The organism is Kribbella sp. NPDC000426 (assembly GCF_040300265.1).
Taxonomy (GTDB): domain Bacteria; phylum Actinomycetota; class Actinomycetes; order Propionibacteriales; family Kribbellaceae; genus Kribbella.
In genome coordinates this window covers 1,294,878-1,315,028 of the sequence record NZ_JBEPDK010000001.1, presented here as the reverse complement: position 1 = coordinate 1,315,028, position 20,151 = coordinate 1,294,878, and the positions used below count along the sequence as shown (strand labels likewise).

Here is a 20,151-nt window from a genome sequence, read left to right as displayed (position 1 = left end):
GGTCGCGGGCTTCTCGCGGTACTGCGTTCGCCGTACGGGCTACTGCGCCTGCGGTACGCCGGGCCGGACCAGGCCGGTCTGGTAGGCGAGCACCACGAGCTGGGCGCGGTCGCGACAGTCGAGCTTCACCATCGCGCGGTTCACGTGGGTCTTCGCGGTCGACGGGGACAGGACGAGCCGTACGGCGATCTCGTCGTTGGACAGGCCGAGGGCGACCAGGCCGACGATCTCGCGCTCGCGCTCGGTGAGTACGTCGAGGACCGTCGGGCCGATCGGGTTGCCGGGGGAGGGCTCGGCCAGGAAACGGTTGATGAGGCCTCGGACCGCCTTCGGGGAGAGCAGCGCGTCGCCGCGGGCGACCACGCGGATCGCGTCGATCAGCTCGGCCGGCTCGACGCTCTTGCCGAGGAAGCCGCTGGCACCGGCGCGGATCGCGTCGAACACGTACTCGTCGACCTCGAACGTGGTCAGGATCAGCACCTTCACCCCGGCCAGCGCCTCGTCCGCGGTGATCAGCCGGGTCGCCGCGAGACCGTCCACCTCGGGCATCCGGATGTCCATCAGCACCACGTCGGCCCGCTCGGACCGCGCGAGCTCGACCGCCTCCCGCCCGTTCGCGGCCTCAGCAACGACCTCCAAATCGGGTGCTGAGTTCACCAGCACCCGGAACCCGCTGCGGATCAGCGTCTGGTCGTCGGCCAGCAGTACCCGGATCGTCACCCACAACTCCCGTCTCGAGAGGAAGAACAGCATGTACGCCGAACCCGCCACCCGGCTCCGGACCCGTCGTCAAACTGCCACCGACGGCGGCAACTCGCTCGCGCATCCCGACCAACCCGTGCCCGCCACGGGGCTGGTCCGGGCCGAGGCTGTTCCGGGCGAGCCGGCCGCCTACGGCGCTCGCGATCGCGCCGTTGGCCGGGTTGCGGACGGTGATGGTGAGGGCGGTCGGGGTCCGGGTCAGGCGGACGTGGGCCGGGACGCCAGGTGCGTGCTTCAGGACATTGGTGAGCGACTCCTGAACGATGCGGTACGCAGTCAGCTCGATGACGTCCGGGAGGTCGCCGACGGACTCCGGAGCGACCCAGTCGACCTCCACGCCCGCAGCGGCGAACGAGTCGATCAGAGTGCCCAGCTCGTGCAGGGACGGCGCGGGCGCGGTCGGCAGGGGAGAGCCGGAGCGGCGGAGCACGCCCAGTAGGACCGTGAGCTCCTGCAGCACGGTGCGACCGCCGGAGCGGACCAGCGCCAGCGCTCGTTCGGCCTCGTCCGGCTGTGTCCGCAGTACGTGCGCAGCCACGCCGGACTGCACATTCATCAGCGCGATGTGGTGGGCGATGACGTCGTGGAGCTCGTGCGCGATGCGCAACCGCTCCTCGATCACGCGCCGCTGCGCCTCCTCGTCCCGCGAACGTTCCGCGCGGAGGGCCCGTTCCTCCAGCTCCTGCAGGTATGCGCGCCGGTATCGCACGGCCTCGCCGATCGCGCCCGAGAACAGCACGAAGAAGGTCAGGCCGAGATTGTCGAGGACCTCCCCGCCGACGAACAGCGCCTCGGCAATCAGCGTGATCAGGGCCGTGGCGATGACCGCGATCGAGCGGGTCGCGCGGTCGCGGTGCAGGACGACGGTGTAGACCGCGACCCCCATGTACGCGACGATCGGGCTCTTCGCCTGCTCGGCGATCACGTAAGCGGTCGCGACGCCGGTGGTGATCGCCAGCACCAGCATCGGCGCGCCCCGGCGGAAGACGAGCGCGACGGCACCGATGACGGCCAGCACCACCGCCGTCTGGTTGAGCTGGATCCGCTCACCGACGTGTTCCCCGCCGGGAACCGTCAGGTTGATCAGCAGCAGGCCGGCGGCAAGGGCAAGGTCCAGCGCCAACCGGTATCGCCCGAGACCACGGCAGAACCCGATGAGCCGTTCCATCTCTTCACAGTACGTGTTCGTTCCGGAGTTGATGTCGTCCTGAGGCCGTATCCCCGCAGTACTGCGAACGCGGTACGACTCAGGCCGGCAGCTTCGAGGCTTGTACGGCGAGCTCCCGCAGCGCCTCGTACCGCGGACGCATAGCCGCCACCCGGGAGACCTCGGCGGCGACCGGGGTCAGGTGCTCGCCACCCGGCAACGGAGACAGCCCGAGCGCCACCGCAGCCGCGCCGCGCGCACCGACCTCCGCTTCGGCGCAGACCGTCGTCGGACGCGCGAACGTCGCGGTCAGGCAGCGCCGCCACCACTCGGACGCGTCGATGCCGCCGCCGCCCAGTACGACGTCCAGCTGCCGCCCGAACAGCGAGTCGAGCATGCGCAACCCGCGGTCGACCTCCAGCGACGCGCCCTGCAGCGACGCGGCGAGCAGATCCGCCGCAGTGTCGTCGAACGACAACCCGAAGAACACCCCGGACCCGCTCGGCACCGTCGCCGGCGGCCTGGTGCCGGCCATGAACGGGATCGCGATCGCCCGCGACGCCCCGATCTCCACGCCCGCCAGCTCGTCGGCTTCCAGCTGCAGTACGCCGGTCAGCCACGCGTGCAGGTTCCCGGCCGCGGAGAACGCCATACCGGTCACCGCGCGCTTGTCGTCGACCCGGTACCGCCACAGCTCCCACGGCAGCTCAGGCGCGTCGTCGATCGGATGCACGACGCGGACGGCGGCCGACGTACCCACCGTCACAGCAGCGGTCCCAGCGTCGTACCCGCCCGTTCCCACATTCGACGCAGCCCCGTCACCAGTCGGCGGATGCACAGGTACGCCGACCAGCCCCGGCCAGCGGCGTGCGTACTCCGCGGACAACGACCCGGTCCACCCGGTCGGCACGATCGACGGCAACCGGTCCGCGCGTACGCCGGCGATCTCGAGCGCCTCGTCGTCGTACATGCCGGTCGCCAGGTCGAGCGTCCCCGTGCCGGACGCGATCGACACCGACGTCACCCGCTCGCCGGTCAACCGCTCCAGCACCAGATCGGGCAGCCCGGCGAACTCCGCCGGGGAGGCGGTCGACAGCAGCCACGGGATCCGGCGGGTCCAGTACAGCCGATGCAGCCAGGCGCCGGTGCGGGCGTGGAAGGCACGCTCGTCAACCGACGGTTCCAGGTCGACCGAGCGCGTGTCGGCCCAGGTGATCACCGGCGTCAGCGCGCCGCCCTTGTTGTCGAGGGCAACGATCGAGTGCCACTGCGAGGACAGCACGATCGCGCCGATGTGCTCGAGATGCCCGTTCTGCTGCAGTTCGTCCAGGCAGCCGAGCAGGCCCTCGATGTACTCGTGCAAGTCGAGGGTCGCGGAGCCGTCCGAGCCGTACGCCGGTGCGATCTTGTGCCGGGCCAGCGCACCGGCGATCGGCGACGCGTCGTCCTCGGACAAGACCAGTGCGCGCGCCGACGACGTCCCCAGATCCAGGGCCAGGAGACGACCGTCAGTCTTCGGCATGGAGGGCCTTGAGGAAACTCTGCGCCCAGACGTTCACGTCGTGTGCGGCCAGATGCTTGCGCATCGCCTTCATCCGGCGGCCGAGCTGGCGGTCGTCGGTGTTCATCGCGTCGACGATCGTGTCCTTCATCCCGTTGATGTCGTGCGGGTTCACCAGGAAAGCCTGCCGGAACTCGTCCGCGGCGCCGGCGAACTCGCTCAGCACCAGCGCGCCGGTGTCGTCGTACCGGGTCGAGACGTACTCCTTCGCGACCAGGTTCATACCGTCCCGCAGCGGGGTCACCACGGCGACGTCGGCGGCCCGGAACAGCGCCGCCATCTCGGTCCGTGAGTACGACGTGTGCAGGTAGTTGATCGCCGGCGTGCCGATCCGGCCGTGCTCGCCGTTGATCCGGCCGACCAGCAGCTCGATCTCGTCCCGCAGTACGCGGTACTGCTCCACCCGCTCGCGCGACGGCGTCGCCACCTGGATGAACACCGCGTCGTCGACCGAGATCCGCTTCTCGTCCAAGAGTTCGCCGAACGCGCGCAGCCGTTGCCGGATGCCCTTGGTGTAGTCGAGCCGGTCGACACCGAGCAGGATGTGCGTCGGGTTGCCGACCTCCTGCCGCATCTCGGCCGCGCGGGCCGTGGTCTCGGGCTGACGGGCCAGGTTCTCCAGCTCGTTGACGTCGATCGAGATCGGGAAGGCCTTGGCCCGGACGATCCGGTCGTCCGGCAGGTGGATGCGGTCGCCGCGGGTCCGCAGGCCCATCCGGTTGCGGGCCAGGCGGGCGAAGTTCGAGGCAGCGCCGGGTCTTTGGAAACCGACCAGGTCCGCACCCATCAGCCCGTCGAGGATCTGCCGGCGCCACGGCATCTGCGCGAACAGCTCGGTCGGCGGGAACGGGATGTGCAGGAAGAACCCGATCCGTACGTCGGGACGCATCCGGCGCAGCATCGCCGGGACCAGCTGCAGCTGGTAGTCGTGCACCCAGACGTCGGCATTGTCGTCGGCGGCGTCCGCGGCGGCCTCCGCGAACCGGCGGTTCACCGCGACGTACGACTCCCACCACTCGCGGTGGAACTCCGGCGCCACGATCACGTCGTGGTACAGCGGCCAGAGCGTCGCGTTGGAGAAGCCCTCGTAGTACAGCTGCACGTCCTCGGCCGACAGCATTACCGGGACCAGGTGCATACCGTCGTTGTCGAACGGGTCGACCTTCTCGTCCGGGCTGCCGGTCCAGCCGATCCACGCGCCGTGGTGGCTCTGCATGACCGGTGCGAGTGCGGTGACCAGTCCGCCTGGGCTGCGCCGCCACGCCGTACTGCCGTCGGGCATCTCGATCCGGTCGACCGGCAGCCGGTTGGCCACCACTACGAAGGAACTCCTACCGTTCGGCATCTTCAGCGTCATCCACTCAGGTCGTCGTCGTCACCGGGGTAACGGACCCCGATCTGGCTCCGGGTCTCGTCGAGCAGGTCGAGAATCTCGAGGGTGGCGGCATGAGGCAACGCCGGTACTTCGAGGGCCCCCGCACGCAGCGCTTCCATCACTGCGCCTGCCTCGTAGTGGTACCCACGCCCATGCGTCGGCACGTCGATCCGCTCCGCTCCGGAAGCAGTCGTACGCACGTAGTACTCGGGGTGGTGGAAGCGGTGTGGCAGCTGCAAACTGCCTTCCGGGCCGCTGATCGAGGCGACCCACGGGTTCTGCGAGCGCAGGCCGCAGGTGAGTGCGGCGACCGCGCCGGAGTCGTACCGCCAGGCCATGGCGACGTTCAGGTCCACGCCGTCGTCGTTCAGCGAGCCGACGGCCTTGATCTCGGCCGGGCGGCCCAGCGCCATGTAGGCGAAGGTCATCGGGTAGATGCCGCCGTCCATCAGCGAACCACCGCCGAGCGCGGGGTCGAGCAGCCGCGACGGCAGCGAGGGCTTGTAGAAGGCGAAGTCCGCAACGACCTGCTGTGGTTCACCGATCACACCGGCGGCCAGATCCTCGAAGACCGCCTGGACGACCGGGTTCGTCCGCATCCACATCGCCTCGGCGAACAGGGTCTTGTGCTCAGCCGCGACGGCGATCAGATCCCGCGCCTGCTTGGCCGTCAGCGTGACCGGCTTCTCGCACAGTACGGCGACGCCGGCCTGCAGCGCGGTCCGGGCGATCGCGTAGTGCTGCGGGTGCGGCGTACCGATGTAGATGACGTCGACGTCACCGGAATCGATCAGCTTGCGGTAGTCGTCGTAGGCGTTCGGTATACCGAACTCGGCGGCGAACCGGTCCGCGCTGTCCTGGGACCTGGACGCGACCGCGGTGGCGACGGCGTCGTCGGTGAGCAGGCCCAGATCGTGGGTGAACTGGGTCGAGATGTTGCCAGTAGCAACGATGCCCCACCTGACGCGATCTATACCCACTGGGTTAACTCCGGGGTCGGGAACGGTCCGTCTGCTGCGATTCTCGCGGTTTCGAACGCGTGAGCCAAGCGAATGAGCGTGACCTCACTCCGCGCCGTACCGCTGAACGTGATCCCTACCGGCAGTCCGGAGACCATCCCGGACGGTATCGACAGCAGCGGATAGCCGGCCAGAGCGGCGTGCGAGGACGAGCCGCCGAGCACGTGGTCGCCGTTCACCAGGTCGATCGCCCAGGCGGGTGAGTACGACGGACTGACCAGCGCGTCGAGCTGGTTGTCGCGGAGCAGGTCGTCGATCCCGTCCCGCCCGGCGCGGAGCGCGGTGAGGCGCGCAGCGACGTACACCGGGGAGCTGAGGCCCTCCGTGGTCGCGGCCCGCTCGAACAGCTCCTGACCGAACCACTGCAGCTCTACGTCCGCATGCTCCTTGTTGAAAGCAATCAGATCGTCCAGCGTCCGCGGACCGCCAGGGACCCGTGTGGCCAGGTACGCCGCCAGGTCGACCTTCAGCTCGTGAGACAGGACCTGCAGCTGGTCCTCGTCGCCACCTGGCGTCGGCAGGGACAGGTGGTCGACCAGGGTGGCTCCGCAGCTGCTGAGGATCTCCAGCGCGTGTTCGGTGGCCTGGTCGAGTCCCGTGGAATAGCCCCACAGCGGCCCACGCGGTACGCCGATCCGCATGTTGCTGAGGTCTGTGCCCCGGCAGTGCTCGGTGTAGTCCGTCTGGTTGCCGGTCAGGACGGACAGCAGCGCGGCCGCCTGGGTGACGGTCCTGGTCATCGGACCGGCGGTGTCCTGCGAGTGCGAGATCGGGACGATGCCCTGCTGCGGGATCAGCCCGACGGTGGGCTTGAGGCCGACGATGCCGTTCAGAGCGGCCGGGCAGACGATCGAGCCGTTGGTCTCGGTGCCGATCGCGTAGTCCGCGAGCCCGGCGGCCACGGCAGCGCCGGAGCCGGACGAGGAGCCGCCGGCGGAGCGGTTCAGGGCGTGCGGGTTGCGGGTCAGACCGCCGTACGCGCTCCAGCCGGAGGAGGACGCGGCGCCGCGGAAGTTGGCCCATTCGCTGAGGTTGGTCTTGCCGAGGATCACGCAGCCGGCGTCGCGGAGCCGGCGTACCAGCGGGGCGTCGTCGGGTGGCGGGGGCTGGTCGGCCAGCGCCAGCGAACCGGCCGTGGTCGGCAGGTCCGCGGTGTCGATGTTGTCCTTGACCAGGACCGGTACGCCGTGCAGCGGGCCGCGCACGTGCCCGTTGTCACGCTCGGTGTCGAGGCGGGCGGCTTCGGTGAGAGCGGCGGGGTTGGGCGTGCAGATGGCGTTGACCAGCGGGTCCACCTCACGAATCCTGGCCTGCAGCTCGTCCACCAGCGCCGCTGACTTGAATTCCTTCCCCGCCCCACCGCCCCAGTCGGAAGAAGTTGAGCTCACGTCAAAGATCCTGCCAGAGTTGGTGGCGCCCGGCCGTCCGCCGACGACACGCTCCGTGTCGTGTCACAGGTGAATGACATCGCTGTTGTTCAACACGTACAGTGGAGCGCGGACGGACGATCACCGACCGCACAGGAGTTACCACCAGATGGACAGCGCCAACGCCAGCTCTTCCGGCCCCGCCGAGGCTGCGCAGCCTGCCGTTGCCGGGCTCTCCGAGCGGGACGGGGCCATCCTCGCCTTCGAGCGGCACTGGTGGAAGTACGCCGGTGCGAAGGAGCAGGCGATCCGGGACCAGTTCCAGATGTCGGCGACCCGGTACTACCAGGTGCTCAACGCGCTCATCGACCGGCCCGAGGCGCTCGCGCACGACCCGCTGCTGGTCAAGCGCCTGCGCCGCCTCCGCGCCGCCCGCCAGCGCGCCCGCTCCGCACGCCGCCTGGGCATCGAGGTCTGACCATGTCCCGCCCGCGTGGCGACCAGGGTCAAGTCCTGTCCTCACTCGTCGCTGTGGCTGCGGTCGTGGCGATCGTGGCCGGCCTGTTGGTGCTGTTCGGGACCCGGGGGCACGACAGCAAGGCCGACGACTCGTCCGGAGCTGCGTCGAAGCCGAGCAGCAAGCCGTCGAGCAAACCGTCCACTGAGCCGTCGTCCGGTCCGTCGACGGTCGGTGCGAGCATCCCGAGGCCGGGCACGCAGACCACGACCCCGCCGGCGGTGACCCCGTCGACGGCACCGTCCTCGACAGCGCCGCCGTCGACCGCACCCACCGAGCCGGCCTCGAAGCCCACCCAGCCGCCGGCGACGCAGCCGGTGACGATTCCGGTGGAGGAACGGCCGGCGATCGAGGTGTACAACAACACGCCGCGCAAGGGGCTGGCCGACGAGGTCGCGGGCCGGGCGCGGCAAGCCGGCTGGACGGTCGCCGGCTCACCCGACAACTGGCACGGCAAGGTCGCCGAAAGCACGGTCTACTACCCGCCCGGCATGCTCGAGGCCGCGAACCAGCTCGCGCACGACATCGGCGTCGGCCGGAGCAAGGGCGCCCTGGACAACATGAAGAAGGATCGCCTGACCGTGATCCTCACCTCGGACTACGCCGGATGAGTACTCCGGTCATCCAGACCGACTCCGGACGCGCAGGCTGGGAAGCCATCGTCGCCGATCCGGGCACCGCAGTGATCTCGTCCGACTTCGACGGCGTACTGTCCCCGCTCGTCGAGGACCCCGCACTCTCCCGACCAGTCGAGGGCGCTCTGGACGCACTGGCCCGGCTGGCCCGCTCGGTCGGCCAGGTGGCGATCGTGACCGGTCGGCCCGCGCTGGTGGCGACGGAGCTGTCCGGGGTGAGCGCTCACCCCGGTCTGGGCCAGCTCGTGGTGCTCGGTCACTACGGGCTCGAGCGCTGGGACGCGGCGACCGGCAAAGTCACCACCGCACCAGTGCCGCCGGGGGTCGCGACGGCCCGGAAGCGATTGCCCGAGCTGCTGGCCGAGACCGGCGTACCCGAGGCCTTTGTCGAGGACAAGGACAGCTCGCTGGCTGTGCACACGCGGCGGCTGGACGATCCGGCCGGGGCGTTCGAGCTGCTGCGCGGGCCGCTGACCGCGCTGGCCGAGGAGACCGAGCTGCGGTTGGAGCCGGGCAACCTCGTACTCGAGCTGCGACCGCCCGGCATCGACAAGGGCGTCGCTATCCGCAGCCTGATCGAGTCCACCGACGCCAGATCGATCCTGTACGCCGGGGACGACCTCGGCGACCTCGCCGCATTCAAGGCGATCGGCGAGCTACGTTCCGCCGGGCTGAGCGCGCTGCTGCTCGCGACGCGGTCGTCGAACGCGACCGAGCTGATCGAGGCCGCGGACATCGTCGTCGACGACCCCAGCGGCGTGGTGACCGTCCTCACGGCCCTTTCGGACGCGATCTCAGCACGCTGAACGCCTGCGTCACGGTCTTCCCGATGGGCTGGATCGGACGTTCGACGTACCCGCCGTCCTTCAGGTTCGCGAGCCGCTCGAACGGGTTCCGCGACGCCGGATCGCCGGTCAGCAGGAACGAGATCACCACGCCGACGACGTACAGCGGCAGCATCGGCAACCCGATCAGGCAGAAGTACTGCCACGAATGCCGCTCCTCGTGCCGCACCAACGCCGCATCGTCGAAGTACGCCCGCTCGTGCTTGCTCAGCACCACGTTCCCGATCGTGAACGCCCCCGCCACCGGAAACCCGAGCCTGTACCCGTTCGCAAACAACAGCCCGCGCGGTCCCCGGCTGAACCTCGCCCGGCCGAGCACACCCACGAAGGCGCCGACGGGAGTGGACAGGTTGAGGAAGTTCCCCACGATCTTCACCCACTGCCAGCGACTCATGGCACTCAGTATGAGACTCCGGAACGTGCCTGTCTCGATGTCGCAATCATCAGGACACCGAGGTAGCTTAGTGTCCTAAGAATTGAGACATTAGGACATCTGAGATGACGATCTTCAGCACCCCGGATCCGGATCTCGAGGACCAGGAGGTCCTGGAGCAGATCTACACCTACCGTTCCGAGCTCGCGGACGTCTTGCGAGTCCCGCGGCGCTGGGTCGGAGGCTTGCGGCGGAGCATGCTGGCCCGCGCGATCCAGGGCTCCAACAGCATCGAGGGGTACGACGTCGCACTCGACGACGCCGCGGCGGCTCTGGATGACGAGGAAGCACTCAGCGCGGACGAGCGCACGTTCGCCGAGATCCGGGGATACCGCCAGGCACTGGGGTACGTGCTGGCGATGGCGAAGGACACGGACTTCCGGCTCGATGTCTCCGCGGTCCGCGGCATGCACTTCATGATGCTTGGTCACGACCTCACCAAGAGTCCAGGCAGCTACCGGCCGGGTGCTGTCTACGTGCACGATGAGACGACCGGTGAGAACGTCTACGAGGGCCCCCTCGCGGACGAGGTGCCGGCGCTGGTCGGAGAGCTGATGGCCGACCTCGCCCGGGACGACACGTCCGATCCTCTGATCCGTGCCGCGATGGCGCATCTGAACCTGGTGATGATCCATCCCTTCCGGGACGGGAACGGGCGGATGGCGAGAGCGCTTCAGACCCTCGTGCTGTCCAGGGGCGGGATCGGTGAGCCGGCGTTCTCCAGCATCGAGGAGTGGCTGGGAAGCAACACCGAGGACTATTACCGTGTCCTCGCCGCGACCGGCGCCGGCGGCTGGCATCCCGACCGGTCGGCTGCACTGTGGGTGAAGTTCAACCTCCGTGCGCATCACATCCAGGCCCAGACGGTCCGTCGACGCTATCGCGAAGCGGGCAAGCTATGGCAGCTGTTCGACGAGGTGATCGATGAGTTCGGCTTGCCGGAGCGGGTCGCGGACGAGCTCTTCGATGCCTCCCTGGGGTTCCGTATGCGCCGCTCCACCTATGTACGCCGGGCCGGGATCGAGGAGCGGACGGCATCGCGTGACCTAGCGAAGCTCACAGAACTCGAACTCTTGCAGGCTGTCGGAGAGACCAAAGGGCGGCATTACGTGATGGGCGGCCGCCTGACGCTGATCGTGCAAGCGGCGCTCTCGAACCGCGAGGCGCTGGCCGATCCGTACCCCTGGATGCGTCAACGTCTCGCTGCTCCGGCACCCACCGTCCCCTAGTTGTCGGTGGGGTGGGTAAGACTTGGTGGGTGAGTTCGGTGGTGCGGGTCTGGCGGGCGGGGCGGGTGGTTGATCCGCATTCTGTGATCGGAGGGCTTCGGAAGGGGCCGGGGGATCCGGCGTACGTGTTCGACGCGGGGCGGCGGACGGTGTGGCGGGCAACTCGGACGCCTGACGGGCCGGTGCAGCTGCGGTTGACGCCGTACGCCGGTGGTGTGGAGGCCGAGGCGTGGGGTGCGGGGGCGGAGTGGGCGCTCGACGGGGTGCCGGAGTTGCTGGGGGATCGGGACAGCTGGGACGGGTTCGAGCCGCTGCCTGAGCATCAGGCGTTGGTGGATGCGGCGCGGCGGTTTCCGCATGTGCGGGTGCCGCGGACGCGCGCGGTGTTCGAGGCCATGGCGGCCGCTGGGATCGAGCAGGTCGTGACCGGCAAGGAGGCGTTCCGGGCGTGGCGGTTGCTCCTGCGTGAGTACGGCGAGCCCGCGCCGGGCCCGGCCGCTCCGGACGGGCGGCAGATGATGGTGCCGCCCGCGCCCGAGGAGTGGCGGCAGATCCCGTCCTGGCAGTGGCTGCGGGCCGGTGTCGAGGGGCGGCGGTCGCGGGTCGTGCTGACGGCGGCGACGCGGGCGAAGGCGCTCGAGCGGACGCTGGAGTTGACGGACGGCGCGGAGATCGAGCGGCGGCTGCGGTCCCTCCCGGGGGTCGGGGTGTGGACGGCGGCCGAAGTACGGCAGCGGGCGCATGGGGACGCGGATGCGTTCTCGTTCGCGGACTACCACGTGTCGCGCAACGTGTCGTATGCCCTGATCGGCGAGGAGCTGGACGACGACGGCTGTGCCGAGCTGATCGAGCCGTACCGCGGCCACCGGTTCCGGGTGCAGCGGCTGCTGGAGCTGGCCGGCATCACCCATCCCCGCTTCGGCCCGCGCAAATCGCTGCCCACCCACACGCCGGGCGCGACGCATCGCCTGCGCTGAGCCGGAGCGCTTCCGCGGCTGAGATCGGCCGTCTCGGATGGTGGGATCACAAGACACAATATGGACCCGATTGGGTAATCTCGGGGGCAGCTCATCCAGAGGGACTGAGGGAAACGGCCCGTTGACGTCCCGGCAACCCTCCCCGCCGTACGCCCGTCCGGGCCGAAAGCGAGGGAACGGTGCCAAATCCGTCCCGCGCCGAGATCCGGCTCCCGGGGAAGATGAGAGGGGAACCTCACTCATGAGCCAGACCGCCACCCACACGATCCGTGAAGGTGCCTTCGGCAACGGTACGCATCTGAGCTGTCGCGCCTGCGGGGCGAAGTCTCCGCTCGGTCCGTTCTACGCCTGTATGGAGTGTTTCGGTCCGCTCGAGGTCGGATACGAGTACCCGACGATCACCCGCGAGCAGATCGAGGCCGGACCCAAGAACATCTGGCGGTACCAGCCGCTGCTGCCCGTCCCCGTCGACGTGGCCAGCTACCCGAACACCGAGCCCGGCTACACCCGGCTCATCGACGCCAAGAACCTGGCCCGCGAGCTCGGCCTGCGCAAGCTGTGGGTGAAGGACGACTCCGGCAACCCGACCCACTCCTTCAAGGACCGGGTCGTCGCCTCCGCGCTGAGCGCGACCCGCGAGCTGGGCATGAAGGTCTTCGCCTGCCCCTCCACCGGCAACCTGGCCAACGCCGTCGCCGCGGCCGCCGCCCGGGCCGGTATCCGCTCGGTCGTGTTCATTCCGCACGACCTCGAGCGCCCGAAGGTCATCACCACCGCGGTGTACGGCGGCACGCTGGTCGCAGTCGAGGGCAACTACGACGACGTGAACAAGCTCGCCTCCGAGATCGCCGGCGAGGAGGAGGGCTGGGCGTTCGTCAACGTCAACGTCCGCCCGTACTACTCCGAAGGCTCCAAGACGCTGGCCTTCGAGATCGCCGAGCAGCTCGGCTGGCGGCTGCCGCAGCAGATCGTGATCCCGGTCGCGTCCGGTTCGCAGCTGACCAAGATCGACAAGGGCTTCACCGAGCTCGGCAAGCTCGGCCTGGTCAACGCCACCGACTACAAGGTGTACGGCGCGCAGGCGACCGGCTGCTCCCCGGTGGCGCAGGCGTTCCGCGACGGCCACGACGTGGTCAAGCCGGTGAAGCCGGACACGATCGCGAAGTCGCTGGCGATCGGCAACCCGGCCGACGGCCCGTACGTGCTGGACGTGGCCCGCCGGACCAACGGCGCGATCGAGGACGTCAGCGACGAAGAGGTCGTCGAGGGCATCCAGCTGCTGGCCCGGACCGAGGGTGTCTTCGCCGAGACCGCCGGCGGCGTGACCGTCGCGACGCTGAAGAAGCTGATCGCGACCGGACAGCTCGACCCCGAGGCCGAGACCGTGATCATCAACTCCGGCGACGGGCTGAAGACGCTCGACGCCGTGGCCGACCGGGTCGGCCCCAAGGTGACCATCCCCGCGTCGTACGACGCCTTCGTGAAGGCAGGCCTGCAGTGAGTGTGAGCGTTCGGGTTCCGACCATTCTGCGTCCGTACACCCAGGGCGTGTCCGAGGTGTCGGCGGAAGGCTCGACGCTGACCGAGGTGCTCGACTCGCTGGACGCGTCGTACCCCGGGATCAAGGGCCGCGTGCTGGACGACTCGGGCGAGCTGCGCCGGTTCGTGAACGTGTACGTCGACGACGACGACGTCCGCTTCGCCGACGGCCTGCAGACCACGATCAAGGACGGCGGCCAGGTCTCGATCATCCCGGCGGTCGCGGGCGGCTGAGTTTCCGGACGGTGATCGTCCGGATCTGAAGCTACGGTCAGGTCCATGGCGATCAACTGGACCATTGGTGGAGACGCGGCCGACCCACAACGCCTCGCGCGCTTCTGGGCGGCCGCGCTCGACTACGTCGTAGAACCCGGCTTCGACTCTCCCGAAGGCGCCGGCATCGTCGACCCTGCCGATGCCCTGCCGGCCATCGGCTTCCTCCGCGTCCCCGAGGGCAAGACAGCCAAGAACCGGCTGCACATCGACATCCGAGTTGCGGGCCCGGGTTTGCGCGATGCCGCGTCCGCGGAGCGGATGCGCGCCAAGGCTTTGGCTCTGGTCGGTCTGGGCGCCACCCAGGTTCGGGAGGAGTTCTATGGCCCCGACGTCCTGGGCCATATCGTCATGCTGGACCTGGAAGGCAACGAGTTCTGCGTCGGTTGAGTCCTTACGCGATCCACTCGCCGTCGCTCAGGAACCGCCTGATGCTCTCTGCGGTGACGTCCTCGGTGACGGGCGCATAGAACGAGGGTTCGGTGGACAGGTCCGGCATGACGCTTGAGAGTGGGCCGTCGTACGGCTCTGCGTCAAAGGGGAGCTCAAGCGCCTGGATCTTGGGCAGGTATGCCCGGGCGGCTCGGTTGACTGCTGCAGGGGTGAATCCTGAGTACGAGTAGACAATCCCACGGTCGGCGCCAAGGTCCTGCAGCTTGCCAGCGAATTCGTCGATCGTCCCGACCGCAACTGGCCGTCGGTATCGCTTGCACTCGAACGCAACGGTGATCTCCGCGCCGGCGAGCGAGCCGGTTGCCCAGACATCGACTTGACGCAACGCACCGCTCAACAGCCCAGGCAGACGTTGATCATGGCGGACAATTGTTGTCGGATCGAGCTGGGCGATGAACTGATGTACTGATCGCTCGAACTCCTTCCACAGTGGTTCACGGGGCACAGCTGCATGCTAGGCGCCATGGCAGCTCGTGGTCCGGCCGTACCGCATGTCCGGTCTATGCCAATCTGCGAGGTTCAAATGCGCGCTGTCGTGGTCTCGGAGTACGGCGTCTTGCCGATCGTCCGCGACGTACCTGAGCCGTCGGTCGAGGCCGGCTCAGTAGTACTGAAGGTCGAGGCGACCGGGCTTTGCCGCAGCGACTGGCACGGGTGGATGGGGCACGACGCCGACATCGTGCTGCCGCACGTGCCCGGGCACGAGCTGGCAGGGACGATCGCGGAGGTCGGTGCCGGCGTGACCGGCTGGCAGGTGGGCGACCGGGTGACCACACCCTTCATCTGCGCGTGCGGTGTGTGCGAGCAGTGCCTGGAGGGCAACCAGCAGGTCTGCCCGAACCAGCTCCAGCCGGGCTTCAACTACTGGGGTTCGTTCGCGGAGTACGTCGCCGTGCCGTATGCGTCGGTGAACCTCGTCCGCCTCCCCGACGAGATGGACTTCGCGACCGCGGCCGGCCTCGGCTGCCGCTTCGCCACGTCGTTCCGCGCCGTCCACCAGGTCGGCAAGGTCGAGGCCGGCGAACGAGTCGCCGTCTTCGGCTGCGGCGGGGTCGGTCTGTCCGCGGTGATGATCGCCACCGCACTCGGCGCCTCGGTCATCGCGATCGACACCAACCCCGAGGCGCTCGCGCTCGCCCGCCAGTACGGCGCCGCGCGGACCCTCCAAGCCTCGGATCAGGTCGCGACCCAGATCCGGGACCTCGGCGGCGCGCACGTCACCATCGACGCGCTGGGATCCAGCGACATCGTCCAGCAAGCCCTGTCCTCCCTCCGCCCCCGCGGCCGCCACGTCCAGGTCGGCCTTCTTCCGTCCGGCGTCCAACTCGACGTGGGTCGCCTGATCGGCCAGGAACTGTCGTGGCTGGGCAGTCACGGCATGCCCGCGCACGCCTACCCGGAGCTGCTCGATTTGGTTGCTGCAGGCAACCTCAGGCCGGCAGAGCTGATCGCCCGCACGATCACGCTCGACGAGACCCCGACCGCCCTGGCTGCCCTGTCGGCCGGCACCCCCGCGGGCGTCACCGTCATCGAGCCGTGAGTTGTTGCTTAAGGCAAGATCCACAGTTGTGCGATCTGTGGATAACTGAATTCCCTTGTTTTTAAGGGATCTCGCCTTGGGAATTGTCGGTGGTGGTGCCTAGAGTTGGTGCATGGGGACTTTAGGTGAGCGGCCGGCGTGGTCGATGAGTGGCGGCGAGAAGCTGACCACACTCGACCAGGTGGACGCTGAGCAGGCTCGCCTGGAGACCTACCGGCTCCAACTGGTCGCCGGTCTGGACGAGGACGGCTACGCCCAGGAGATCGGGGCGCGGGACACCGTGCAACTGTTGGAGTATCGCTACCGCCTCGACCACACCCGAGCGTTCCGCGACGTGCGGCTCGCCAGAGCACTCCCGAAGTACGCCGCCGTGTCGGCCGCGCTTCCTGTCGTCGGCGGTGCGGTCCTCGGTCAGGAAGCACCCGACTTCCAGCTCCGCCCCGCGCAGGCCGAAGCGATCGTCTCCGGGCTCGAGAAGGTCCCCGACACCGTCCCGGTCGAGGACCTCGACGTCACCGAACGCGAACTTGTCCGCCTCGCCCGCCACCTCCCACCGGCCGAGCTGCGCAAGGCCGCCCGAAGCGCCCGCGACATCCTCGACACCGACGGCCCCGAGCCGGAAGAACGCAGGGCCTACGCCCGCGAGAGCCTGACGATGACCAATGCCGACCGGGGCGTGAAGTTCCGCGGCTACCTGGCCAACGAGAACGCCGAACTCCTCCGCTCCCTGATCCACACCGGCGCCCGCCCACACAAGACCCTCGACGGCGACCCCGACCCCCGCCCCCGCGAGAAGCGCCAGGCCGACGCCCTCACCACAGCCCTAACCCTCGCGGCCACAACCCTCGACACCACCCCCGCAACTCCCTCTGCGACAGCTGACTCCGCGGCGACTGGCTCCGCCGCAGCTATCCCTGCGGCAGCTGACTCCCCGGCGACTGGCTCCGCCGCAGCTATCCCTGCGGCAGCTGACTCCGCGGCGACTGGCTCCGCCACAGCTATCCCTGCGGCAGCTAGCTGCGCGGCGAGTGGCACCGCTGCAGCGACCCCTGCCGCAACTGCTCCCGCCGCGGGCTCCGCCGCAGTCGGCCCCGCGGCAGCTGCGCTCGCCGCAACTGACTCTGCCGCTGCTGCTGGGGTGGATGGTGTTGGGGTGGATGGAGCGGGCAGCAGCTGTCGGGGCATCAGGCCGGTACCGGGGTTCGGGGCCAAGGCGAACCTCACCGTGACGATCGACTGGCAGGACCTGAAGTCGGCCACCGCGGACGCGATCGGCGACACCGTCTACGGCGGCGGCCTGTCGGCCGCGACCATCCGCCGGCTCGCCTGCGACGCCAAGATCATCCCACTCGTCCTCGGTTCGAACTCCGAACCCCTCGACGTCGGACGCTGCGAGCGCCTCGTCACCCGCGCCATGCGCCGCGCCCTCAACGCTCGCGACCGCGGCTGTGTCGTCTGCGGAGCCCCACCCGTCATGTGCGACGCACACCATCTGATCTCGTGGATCGACGGCGGCATCACCGCCGTCTCGAACCTCGCCCTCCTGTGCCGCCGCCACCACATCGACGTGCACAACGGCGACTGGACGATCACCATCACCGACGGCAAAGTCCACGTCGCCCGCCCGACGTGGGCCGACCCGCCAGACACAGTTCTGGTCCCATCGGGTGCGAGGACCCATTCATCAACACCAGGCGTGCTCCTCCGACCCGGGCCGAAATCTCCACCCGGGCGTGAAGCAGCGAGCCTCGCCATCTGGGGCGAACTGCCGAGCCCTGCGCCACCCGACTCACCAAGCAGCCAGGCTCACGCTGACGACGCCCGGTTCGCTCCTTGGGACCCCCGAGGCGCACCGACCCCGCAGACTGCTGGCTGACCGCCTGCCGCCTGCCGCCTGCCGCCTGCCGCCTGCCGCCTGCCGCCTGCCGCCGGGTGCTGCGTGCTGCCTACCGCCTGCCCCCGGGTGCTGCGTGCTGCCTGCTGCCTGCTGAGTGCTGCCTGCTGAGTGCTGCCTGCTGAGTGCTGCCTGCTGGGTGCTGCCTGGCGGCCGTCGCCGGGTGGGTGGGGAGGGTGGTTGACGGGTGGACGGCGAGCGGGCACGATGTGCTGCGGCGTGGCCTACGCCGAACCTTCGTCGATCGCCCCCAGCGCGATCCACCGGGAAGGCAAAGGGACCTCGGGTCTCAGGTCGCAGTCATCGATCCGACCGCCTCGGACGTGGTCGCTGGGGGAGCCGCGCGCCCGGGGTACGGAGGATGACCGTGACCGAGCAATCTCTTCGCCTCGCCGTGGCACAGACCACCGCGACCGCCGATGTCCGCAGCAACGGCAGGACGGTACGACGGCTGATGCGGGAGGCCGCCGCTGAACAAGCCCGGTTGGTGCAGTTCCCGGAAGGATTCCTGTCGGGGTACGCGAAGGAGCAGATCCAGGACTGGGGCGACGTCGACTGGCCGGCGGTTCGCGACGAGCTCGAGCAGATCGTCGCCCTGGCCGCCGAGTTGCGCCTTTGGGTCGTGCTCGGCTCGGCGCATCCGCTGACTCCGCCGCACTGGCCGCACAACAGCCTGTACGTGATCTCGGACCAGGGGGCGATCGTCGACCGCTACGACAAGCGGTTCTGCTCGAACACCGAGATCACCAGGTTCTACAGCCCCGGGTTCGAGCCGGTCGTGTTCGAGGTCGACGGGTACCGGTTCGGCTGCGCGATCTGTGTCGAGATCAACTTCCCCGACCTGTTCACGCAGTACGGCGAACTCGACGTCGACTGCCTGCTGCTGTCGGCGTACCCGGTCGACGAGGTGTTCGAGGCGAAGGCACGCGCCTATGCGTCGATCAACACGTACTGGGTCGGCATGGCCCTACCGTCCCAGACCGCACACTTCATGAACTCCGGCGTGATCGCCCCCGACGGCCGCTACATCGCACAAGCCGACGGCGGCGAGGCCCTGGTGTACGCCGACCTGGACCGCCCGGCGTACACCGTCTGGTTCGACCTGGCCCGCCCCTGGCGACGAAGCGCCCTCCGCGGCGACATCTACCGCACCCGCCGCGTAACCGACCCCCGAAGCGAGGACCGAACCTGCCTCTGACCTACAGGCGGATCAGGTAGACCGTGGGTGGGCGGCCGGTGCGGCCGTGTTGTTGGGTGCCGGTGGGGGCGGCCAGGCCGGCTCGTTCTAGGCGCTTCAGGACTCGGCGGGCGGTGCGGAGTTGGACGGCGAGGTGGTCGGCGACGTCCTGGGTGGTGAGGCCGTCGGGGAGGGTGGCGGTGAGTTCTCGCATGCGGGCGAGGGTCTGGGTGTTGAGGCCGACGCGGCGGGCGAGCAGCGGCAGGCTTTCGGTGCCGCGGGCGGTCGTGGGCTGCTCGCCGCTCGGCTCGATGACGATCTCGACGTCGTCGGACATCGAGACCACGCCGGCGACGGATCCGATCGAGGCGGCCCGGCTGACGGCTCGACGGGCGAGTGCCTCCGCTTCAGCCGCAGTACGGCCGACGCCGAACCCGACGTACGCCGTGCTGTGCCGCGCTGCGAGGTGGTCGAGGAGAGGCATCCGGACGAACTGCTCCGTCGCCTGCTCGAGCAACCCGCGGGTGGTGACGACCAGGTGTCGTCCGTCGGGCAGCGCGGCGAGGCTGCCGCCGAGCGTGATGAGGTCGGCGGCGAGCGCGTCGTCCGGCTCAGGTAGATCGATCACTCCGAGCGCGACCTGCGCATCTCCGACATGCTGGCCGGTCGTCGTCAACACCAGAGCCTGCAAGGTCGAGCGGATCGAATAGCGTGACGGCGCGAGACGCACCGAAGGCATCTCGTTCTCGATCAGGTGGAACGCCGAACCCAGGCAGCTGATCGCGACCTTCGTGTCGTGCTTCTCGCGCGCGGTGCGGTGGAACTCGACGATGTCGTCCGACGTCAGCCCGGGCCGGTAGGGCAGCACGTGGATGTGTTCGGTCGGCAACTTCGCCTCGATCAGCGTCTCGATCACCTCGGACCGGCGCAGCGTGTCGATCGAGAACTGCGTGACGTTGTGTCCGAGCCGCAGCAGTTCGACGAGGGCGCGCAGCAGCGTCGCGCCGTCGTACGAGACGTACATCGCCGGCCGGTCGATGACCCCGGCCTCGGTGGCGATCGTGTACGGGACGACGCCGGTGAACAGGAACGCGTCGACGTCGGAGTGTGCCTGCGAGACCAGCTCGACCGCCTCGGTCTCGTGCCGGTAGGCCAGCGGCAGGAGGGTCGTGCCGCTCGGTGCGCCGGCCGCCATCACGCGCTGGACCAGGTCCTCCGGACCGACCACCCCGACCGACAGCGTCATCGGTCCACCGCGCACAGAGCTGAGTGGATCCTCACGGCATCCTCCGACGACTTCTGGTCTGGCCCTCAACTCGCAGAATAGCGCAGGCAACGCTGAGATCTTGACGTTCGGGGCACACTCTTTTAGTTTCGGTCAAGACCACAATTGCAGTGTGGTGGAGCG

General features: G+C 69.1%; 20 protein-coding genes and 1 riboswitch. Of the genes, 11 read left to right on the top strand and 9 right to left on the bottom strand.

What is annotated here, in order from left to right:
- Window positions 1-39 precede the first annotated feature (39 nt).
- The 6 genes from ABT313_RS06385 to ABT313_RS06360 form a co-directional block, all read right to left on the bottom strand.
- Complete coding sequence (locus ABT313_RS06385; RefSeq protein WP_350849306.1) at window positions 40-720, bottom strand: response regulator transcription factor; 681 nt, start codon at window positions 718-720, stop codon at window positions 40-42.
- Window positions 623-1,930, bottom strand: a complete 1,308-nt coding sequence (locus tag ABT313_RS06380) for a sensor histidine kinase (RefSeq protein ID WP_350849304.1) — start codon at window positions 1,928-1,930, stop codon at window positions 623-625. Before ABT313_RS06380 ends, ABT313_RS06385 begins: the two co-directional genes overlap by 98 nt.
- A gap of 79 nt (window positions 1,931-2,009) precedes the next feature.
- Window positions 2,010-3,431: an FGGY family carbohydrate kinase gene (locus ABT313_RS06375; protein WP_350849302.1), complete on the bottom strand. Its 1,422-nt coding sequence runs from the start codon at window positions 3,429-3,431 to the stop codon at window positions 2,010-2,012.
- Window positions 3,418-4,815: an alpha,alpha-trehalose-phosphate synthase (UDP-forming) gene (locus tag ABT313_RS06370; RefSeq protein ID WP_350849857.1), complete on the bottom strand. Its 1,398-nt coding sequence runs from the start codon at window positions 4,813-4,815 to the stop codon at window positions 3,418-3,420. Before ABT313_RS06370 ends, ABT313_RS06375 begins: the two co-directional genes overlap by 14 nt.
- Window positions 4,816-4,823: 8 nt before the next feature.
- Window positions 4,824-5,825, bottom strand: coding sequence for a Gfo/Idh/MocA family protein (locus ABT313_RS06365; protein WP_350849300.1), 1,002 nt, complete (start codon window positions 5,823-5,825; stop codon window positions 4,824-4,826).
- Entirely contained in the window at window positions 5,816-7,252 is a 1,437-nt protein-coding gene (locus ABT313_RS06360) for an amidase (RefSeq protein WP_350849298.1), read from the bottom strand. Before ABT313_RS06360 ends, ABT313_RS06365 begins: the two co-directional genes overlap by 10 nt.
- Before the next feature lie 148 nt (window positions 7,253-7,400).
- On the opposite strand from ABT313_RS06360, the gene napA reads away from it, so the two are divergent.
- Genes napA through otsB form a run of 3 tightly spaced genes read left to right on the top strand, consistent with a single transcriptional unit; the run spans window position 7,401 to window position 9,189 of the window.
- Complete coding sequence (gene napA, locus ABT313_RS06355) at window positions 7,401-7,709, top strand: nucleoid-associated protein NapA (RefSeq protein ID WP_350849296.1); 309 nt, start codon at window positions 7,401-7,403, stop codon at window positions 7,707-7,709.
- 2 nt (window positions 7,710-7,711) lie between these two features.
- On the top strand, window positions 7,712-8,359 hold the full coding sequence (locus ABT313_RS06350) for a LytR C-terminal domain-containing protein (protein WP_350849294.1): 648 nt from the start codon (window positions 7,712-7,714) through the stop codon (window positions 8,357-8,359).
- Window positions 8,356-9,189 carry a trehalose-phosphatase gene (gene otsB / locus ABT313_RS06345; RefSeq protein WP_350849292.1) on the top strand — a complete coding sequence of 278 codons (834 nt, stop codon included), beginning with the start codon at window positions 8,356-8,358 and terminating at the stop codon, window positions 9,187-9,189. Before ABT313_RS06350 ends, otsB begins: the two co-directional genes overlap by 4 nt.
- On the opposite strand, the gene ABT313_RS06340 is transcribed toward otsB, so the two are convergent.
- Window positions 9,155-9,622, bottom strand: coding sequence for a hypothetical protein (locus ABT313_RS06340; RefSeq protein WP_350849290.1), 468 nt, complete (start codon window positions 9,620-9,622; stop codon window positions 9,155-9,157). The two genes, otsB and ABT313_RS06340, sit on opposite strands and share 35 nt — an antisense overlap.
- A 104-nt stretch (window positions 9,623-9,726) precedes the next feature.
- Here ABT313_RS06340 and ABT313_RS06335 point away from each other — a divergent pair, with 104 nt between their 5' ends.
- The 5 genes from ABT313_RS06335 to ABT313_RS06315 all read left to right on the top strand — a co-directional run bounded on the left by ABT313_RS06335 (window position 9,727) and on the right by ABT313_RS06315 (window position 14,069).
- A complete protein-coding gene (locus ABT313_RS06335; RefSeq protein WP_350849288.1) occupies window positions 9,727-10,890 on the top strand; it encodes a Fic family protein in 1,164 nt (387 codons plus the stop codon).
- 29 nt (window positions 10,891-10,919) lie between these two features.
- The gene (locus ABT313_RS06330) at window positions 10,920-11,867 is read left to right on the top strand and encodes a DNA-3-methyladenine glycosylase family protein (protein ID WP_350849286.1); all 948 of its coding nucleotides are present in this window, start codon (window positions 10,920-10,922) and stop codon (window positions 11,865-11,867) included.
- Window positions 11,868-11,955: 88 nt separating this feature from the next.
- A riboswitch (SAM riboswitch) is annotated at window positions 11,956-12,095 on the top strand.
- 13 nt (window positions 12,096-12,108) lie between these two features.
- Complete coding sequence (gene thrC / locus ABT313_RS06325; RefSeq protein WP_350849284.1) at window positions 12,109-13,368, top strand: threonine synthase; 1,260 nt, start codon at window positions 12,109-12,111, stop codon at window positions 13,366-13,368.
- Complete coding sequence (locus ABT313_RS06320; protein WP_350849282.1) at window positions 13,365-13,640, top strand: ubiquitin-like small modifier protein 1; 276 nt, start codon at window positions 13,365-13,367, stop codon at window positions 13,638-13,640. The genes thrC and ABT313_RS06320 overlap by 4 nt, the downstream gene beginning before the upstream one ends.
- A gap of 45 nt (window positions 13,641-13,685) precedes the next feature.
- On the top strand, window positions 13,686-14,069 hold the full coding sequence (locus ABT313_RS06315) for a VOC family protein (protein WP_350849280.1): 384 nt from the start codon (window positions 13,686-13,688) through the stop codon (window positions 14,067-14,069).
- Window positions 14,070-14,073: 4 nt separating this feature from the next.
- Here ABT313_RS06315 and ABT313_RS06310 read toward each other — a convergent pair whose 3' ends face one another.
- On the bottom strand, window positions 14,074-14,577 hold the full coding sequence (locus ABT313_RS06310; protein WP_350849278.1) for a restriction endonuclease: 504 nt from the start codon (window positions 14,575-14,577) through the stop codon (window positions 14,074-14,076).
- A 78-nt stretch (window positions 14,578-14,655) separates the two neighbouring features.
- On the opposite strand from ABT313_RS06310, the gene ABT313_RS06305 reads away from it, so the two are divergent.
- The 3 genes from ABT313_RS06305 (at window position 14,656) to ABT313_RS06295 (ending at window position 18,764) form a co-directional block, all read left to right on the top strand.
- Window positions 14,656-15,672, top strand: coding sequence for a zinc-dependent alcohol dehydrogenase family protein (locus ABT313_RS06305; RefSeq protein ID WP_350849276.1), 1,017 nt, complete (start codon window positions 14,656-14,658; stop codon window positions 15,670-15,672).
- Between the two features lie 112 nt (window positions 15,673-15,784).
- Window positions 15,785-17,548 carry an HNH endonuclease signature motif containing protein gene (locus ABT313_RS06300; protein ID WP_350849274.1) on the top strand — a complete coding sequence of 588 codons (1,764 nt, stop codon included), beginning with the start codon at window positions 15,785-15,787 and terminating at the stop codon, window positions 17,546-17,548.
- 385 nt (window positions 17,549-17,933) lie between these two features.
- On the top strand, window positions 17,934-18,764 hold the full coding sequence (locus ABT313_RS06295; RefSeq protein WP_350849272.1) for a carbon-nitrogen hydrolase family protein: 831 nt from the start codon (window positions 17,934-17,936) through the stop codon (window positions 18,762-18,764).
- A 1-nt stretch (window position 18,765) separates the two neighbouring features.
- Here ABT313_RS06295 and ABT313_RS06290 read toward each other — a convergent pair whose 3' ends face one another.
- Window positions 18,766-19,989: a hypothetical protein gene (locus ABT313_RS06290; RefSeq protein WP_350849270.1), complete on the bottom strand. Its 1,224-nt coding sequence runs from the start codon at window positions 19,987-19,989 to the stop codon at window positions 18,766-18,768.
- Between the last annotated feature and the right edge of the window lie 162 nt (window positions 19,990-20,151).

Bases quoted from the DNA above. Each gene is read 5' to 3' on its own strand.
- ABT313_RS06380 (WP_350849304.1), bottom strand. From the start codon at position 1,930: ATGGAACGGCTCATCGGGTTCTGCCGTGGTCTCGGGCGATACCGGTTG.
- ABT313_RS06375 (WP_350849302.1), bottom strand. From the start codon at position 3,431: ATGCCGAAGACTGACGGTCGTCTCCTGGCCCTGGATCTGGGGACGTCG.
- ABT313_RS06370 (WP_350849857.1), bottom strand. From the start codon at position 4,815: ATGCCGAACGGTAGGAGTTCCTTCGTAGTGGTGGCCAACCGGCTGCCG.
- napA (WP_350849296.1), top strand. From the start codon at position 7,401: ATGGACAGCGCCAACGCCAGCTCTTCCGGCCCCGCCGAGGCTGCGCAG.
- ABT313_RS06350 (WP_350849294.1), top strand. From the start codon at position 7,712: ATGTCCCGCCCGCGTGGCGACCAGGGTCAAGTCCTGTCCTCACTCGTC.
- otsB (WP_350849292.1), top strand. From the start codon at position 8,356: ATGAGTACTCCGGTCATCCAGACCGACTCCGGACGCGCAGGCTGGGAA.
- ABT313_RS06340 (WP_350849290.1), bottom strand. From the start codon at position 9,622: ATGAGTCGCTGGCAGTGGGTGAAGATCGTGGGGAACTTCCTCAACCTG.
- ABT313_RS06335 (WP_350849288.1), top strand. From the start codon at position 9,727: ATGACGATCTTCAGCACCCCGGATCCGGATCTCGAGGACCAGGAGGTC.
- thrC (WP_350849284.1), top strand. From the start codon at position 12,109: ATGAGCCAGACCGCCACCCACACGATCCGTGAAGGTGCCTTCGGCAAC.
- ABT313_RS06315 (WP_350849280.1), top strand. From the start codon at position 13,686: ATGGCGATCAACTGGACCATTGGTGGAGACGCGGCCGACCCACAACGC.
- ABT313_RS06305 (WP_350849276.1), top strand. From the start codon at position 14,656: ATGCGCGCTGTCGTGGTCTCGGAGTACGGCGTCTTGCCGATCGTCCGC.
- ABT313_RS06300 (WP_350849274.1), top strand. From the start codon at position 15,785: ATGGGGACTTTAGGTGAGCGGCCGGCGTGGTCGATGAGTGGCGGCGAG.
- ABT313_RS06290 (WP_350849270.1), bottom strand. From the start codon at position 19,989: ATGACGCTGTCGGTCGGGGTGGTCGGTCCGGAGGACCTGGTCCAGCGC.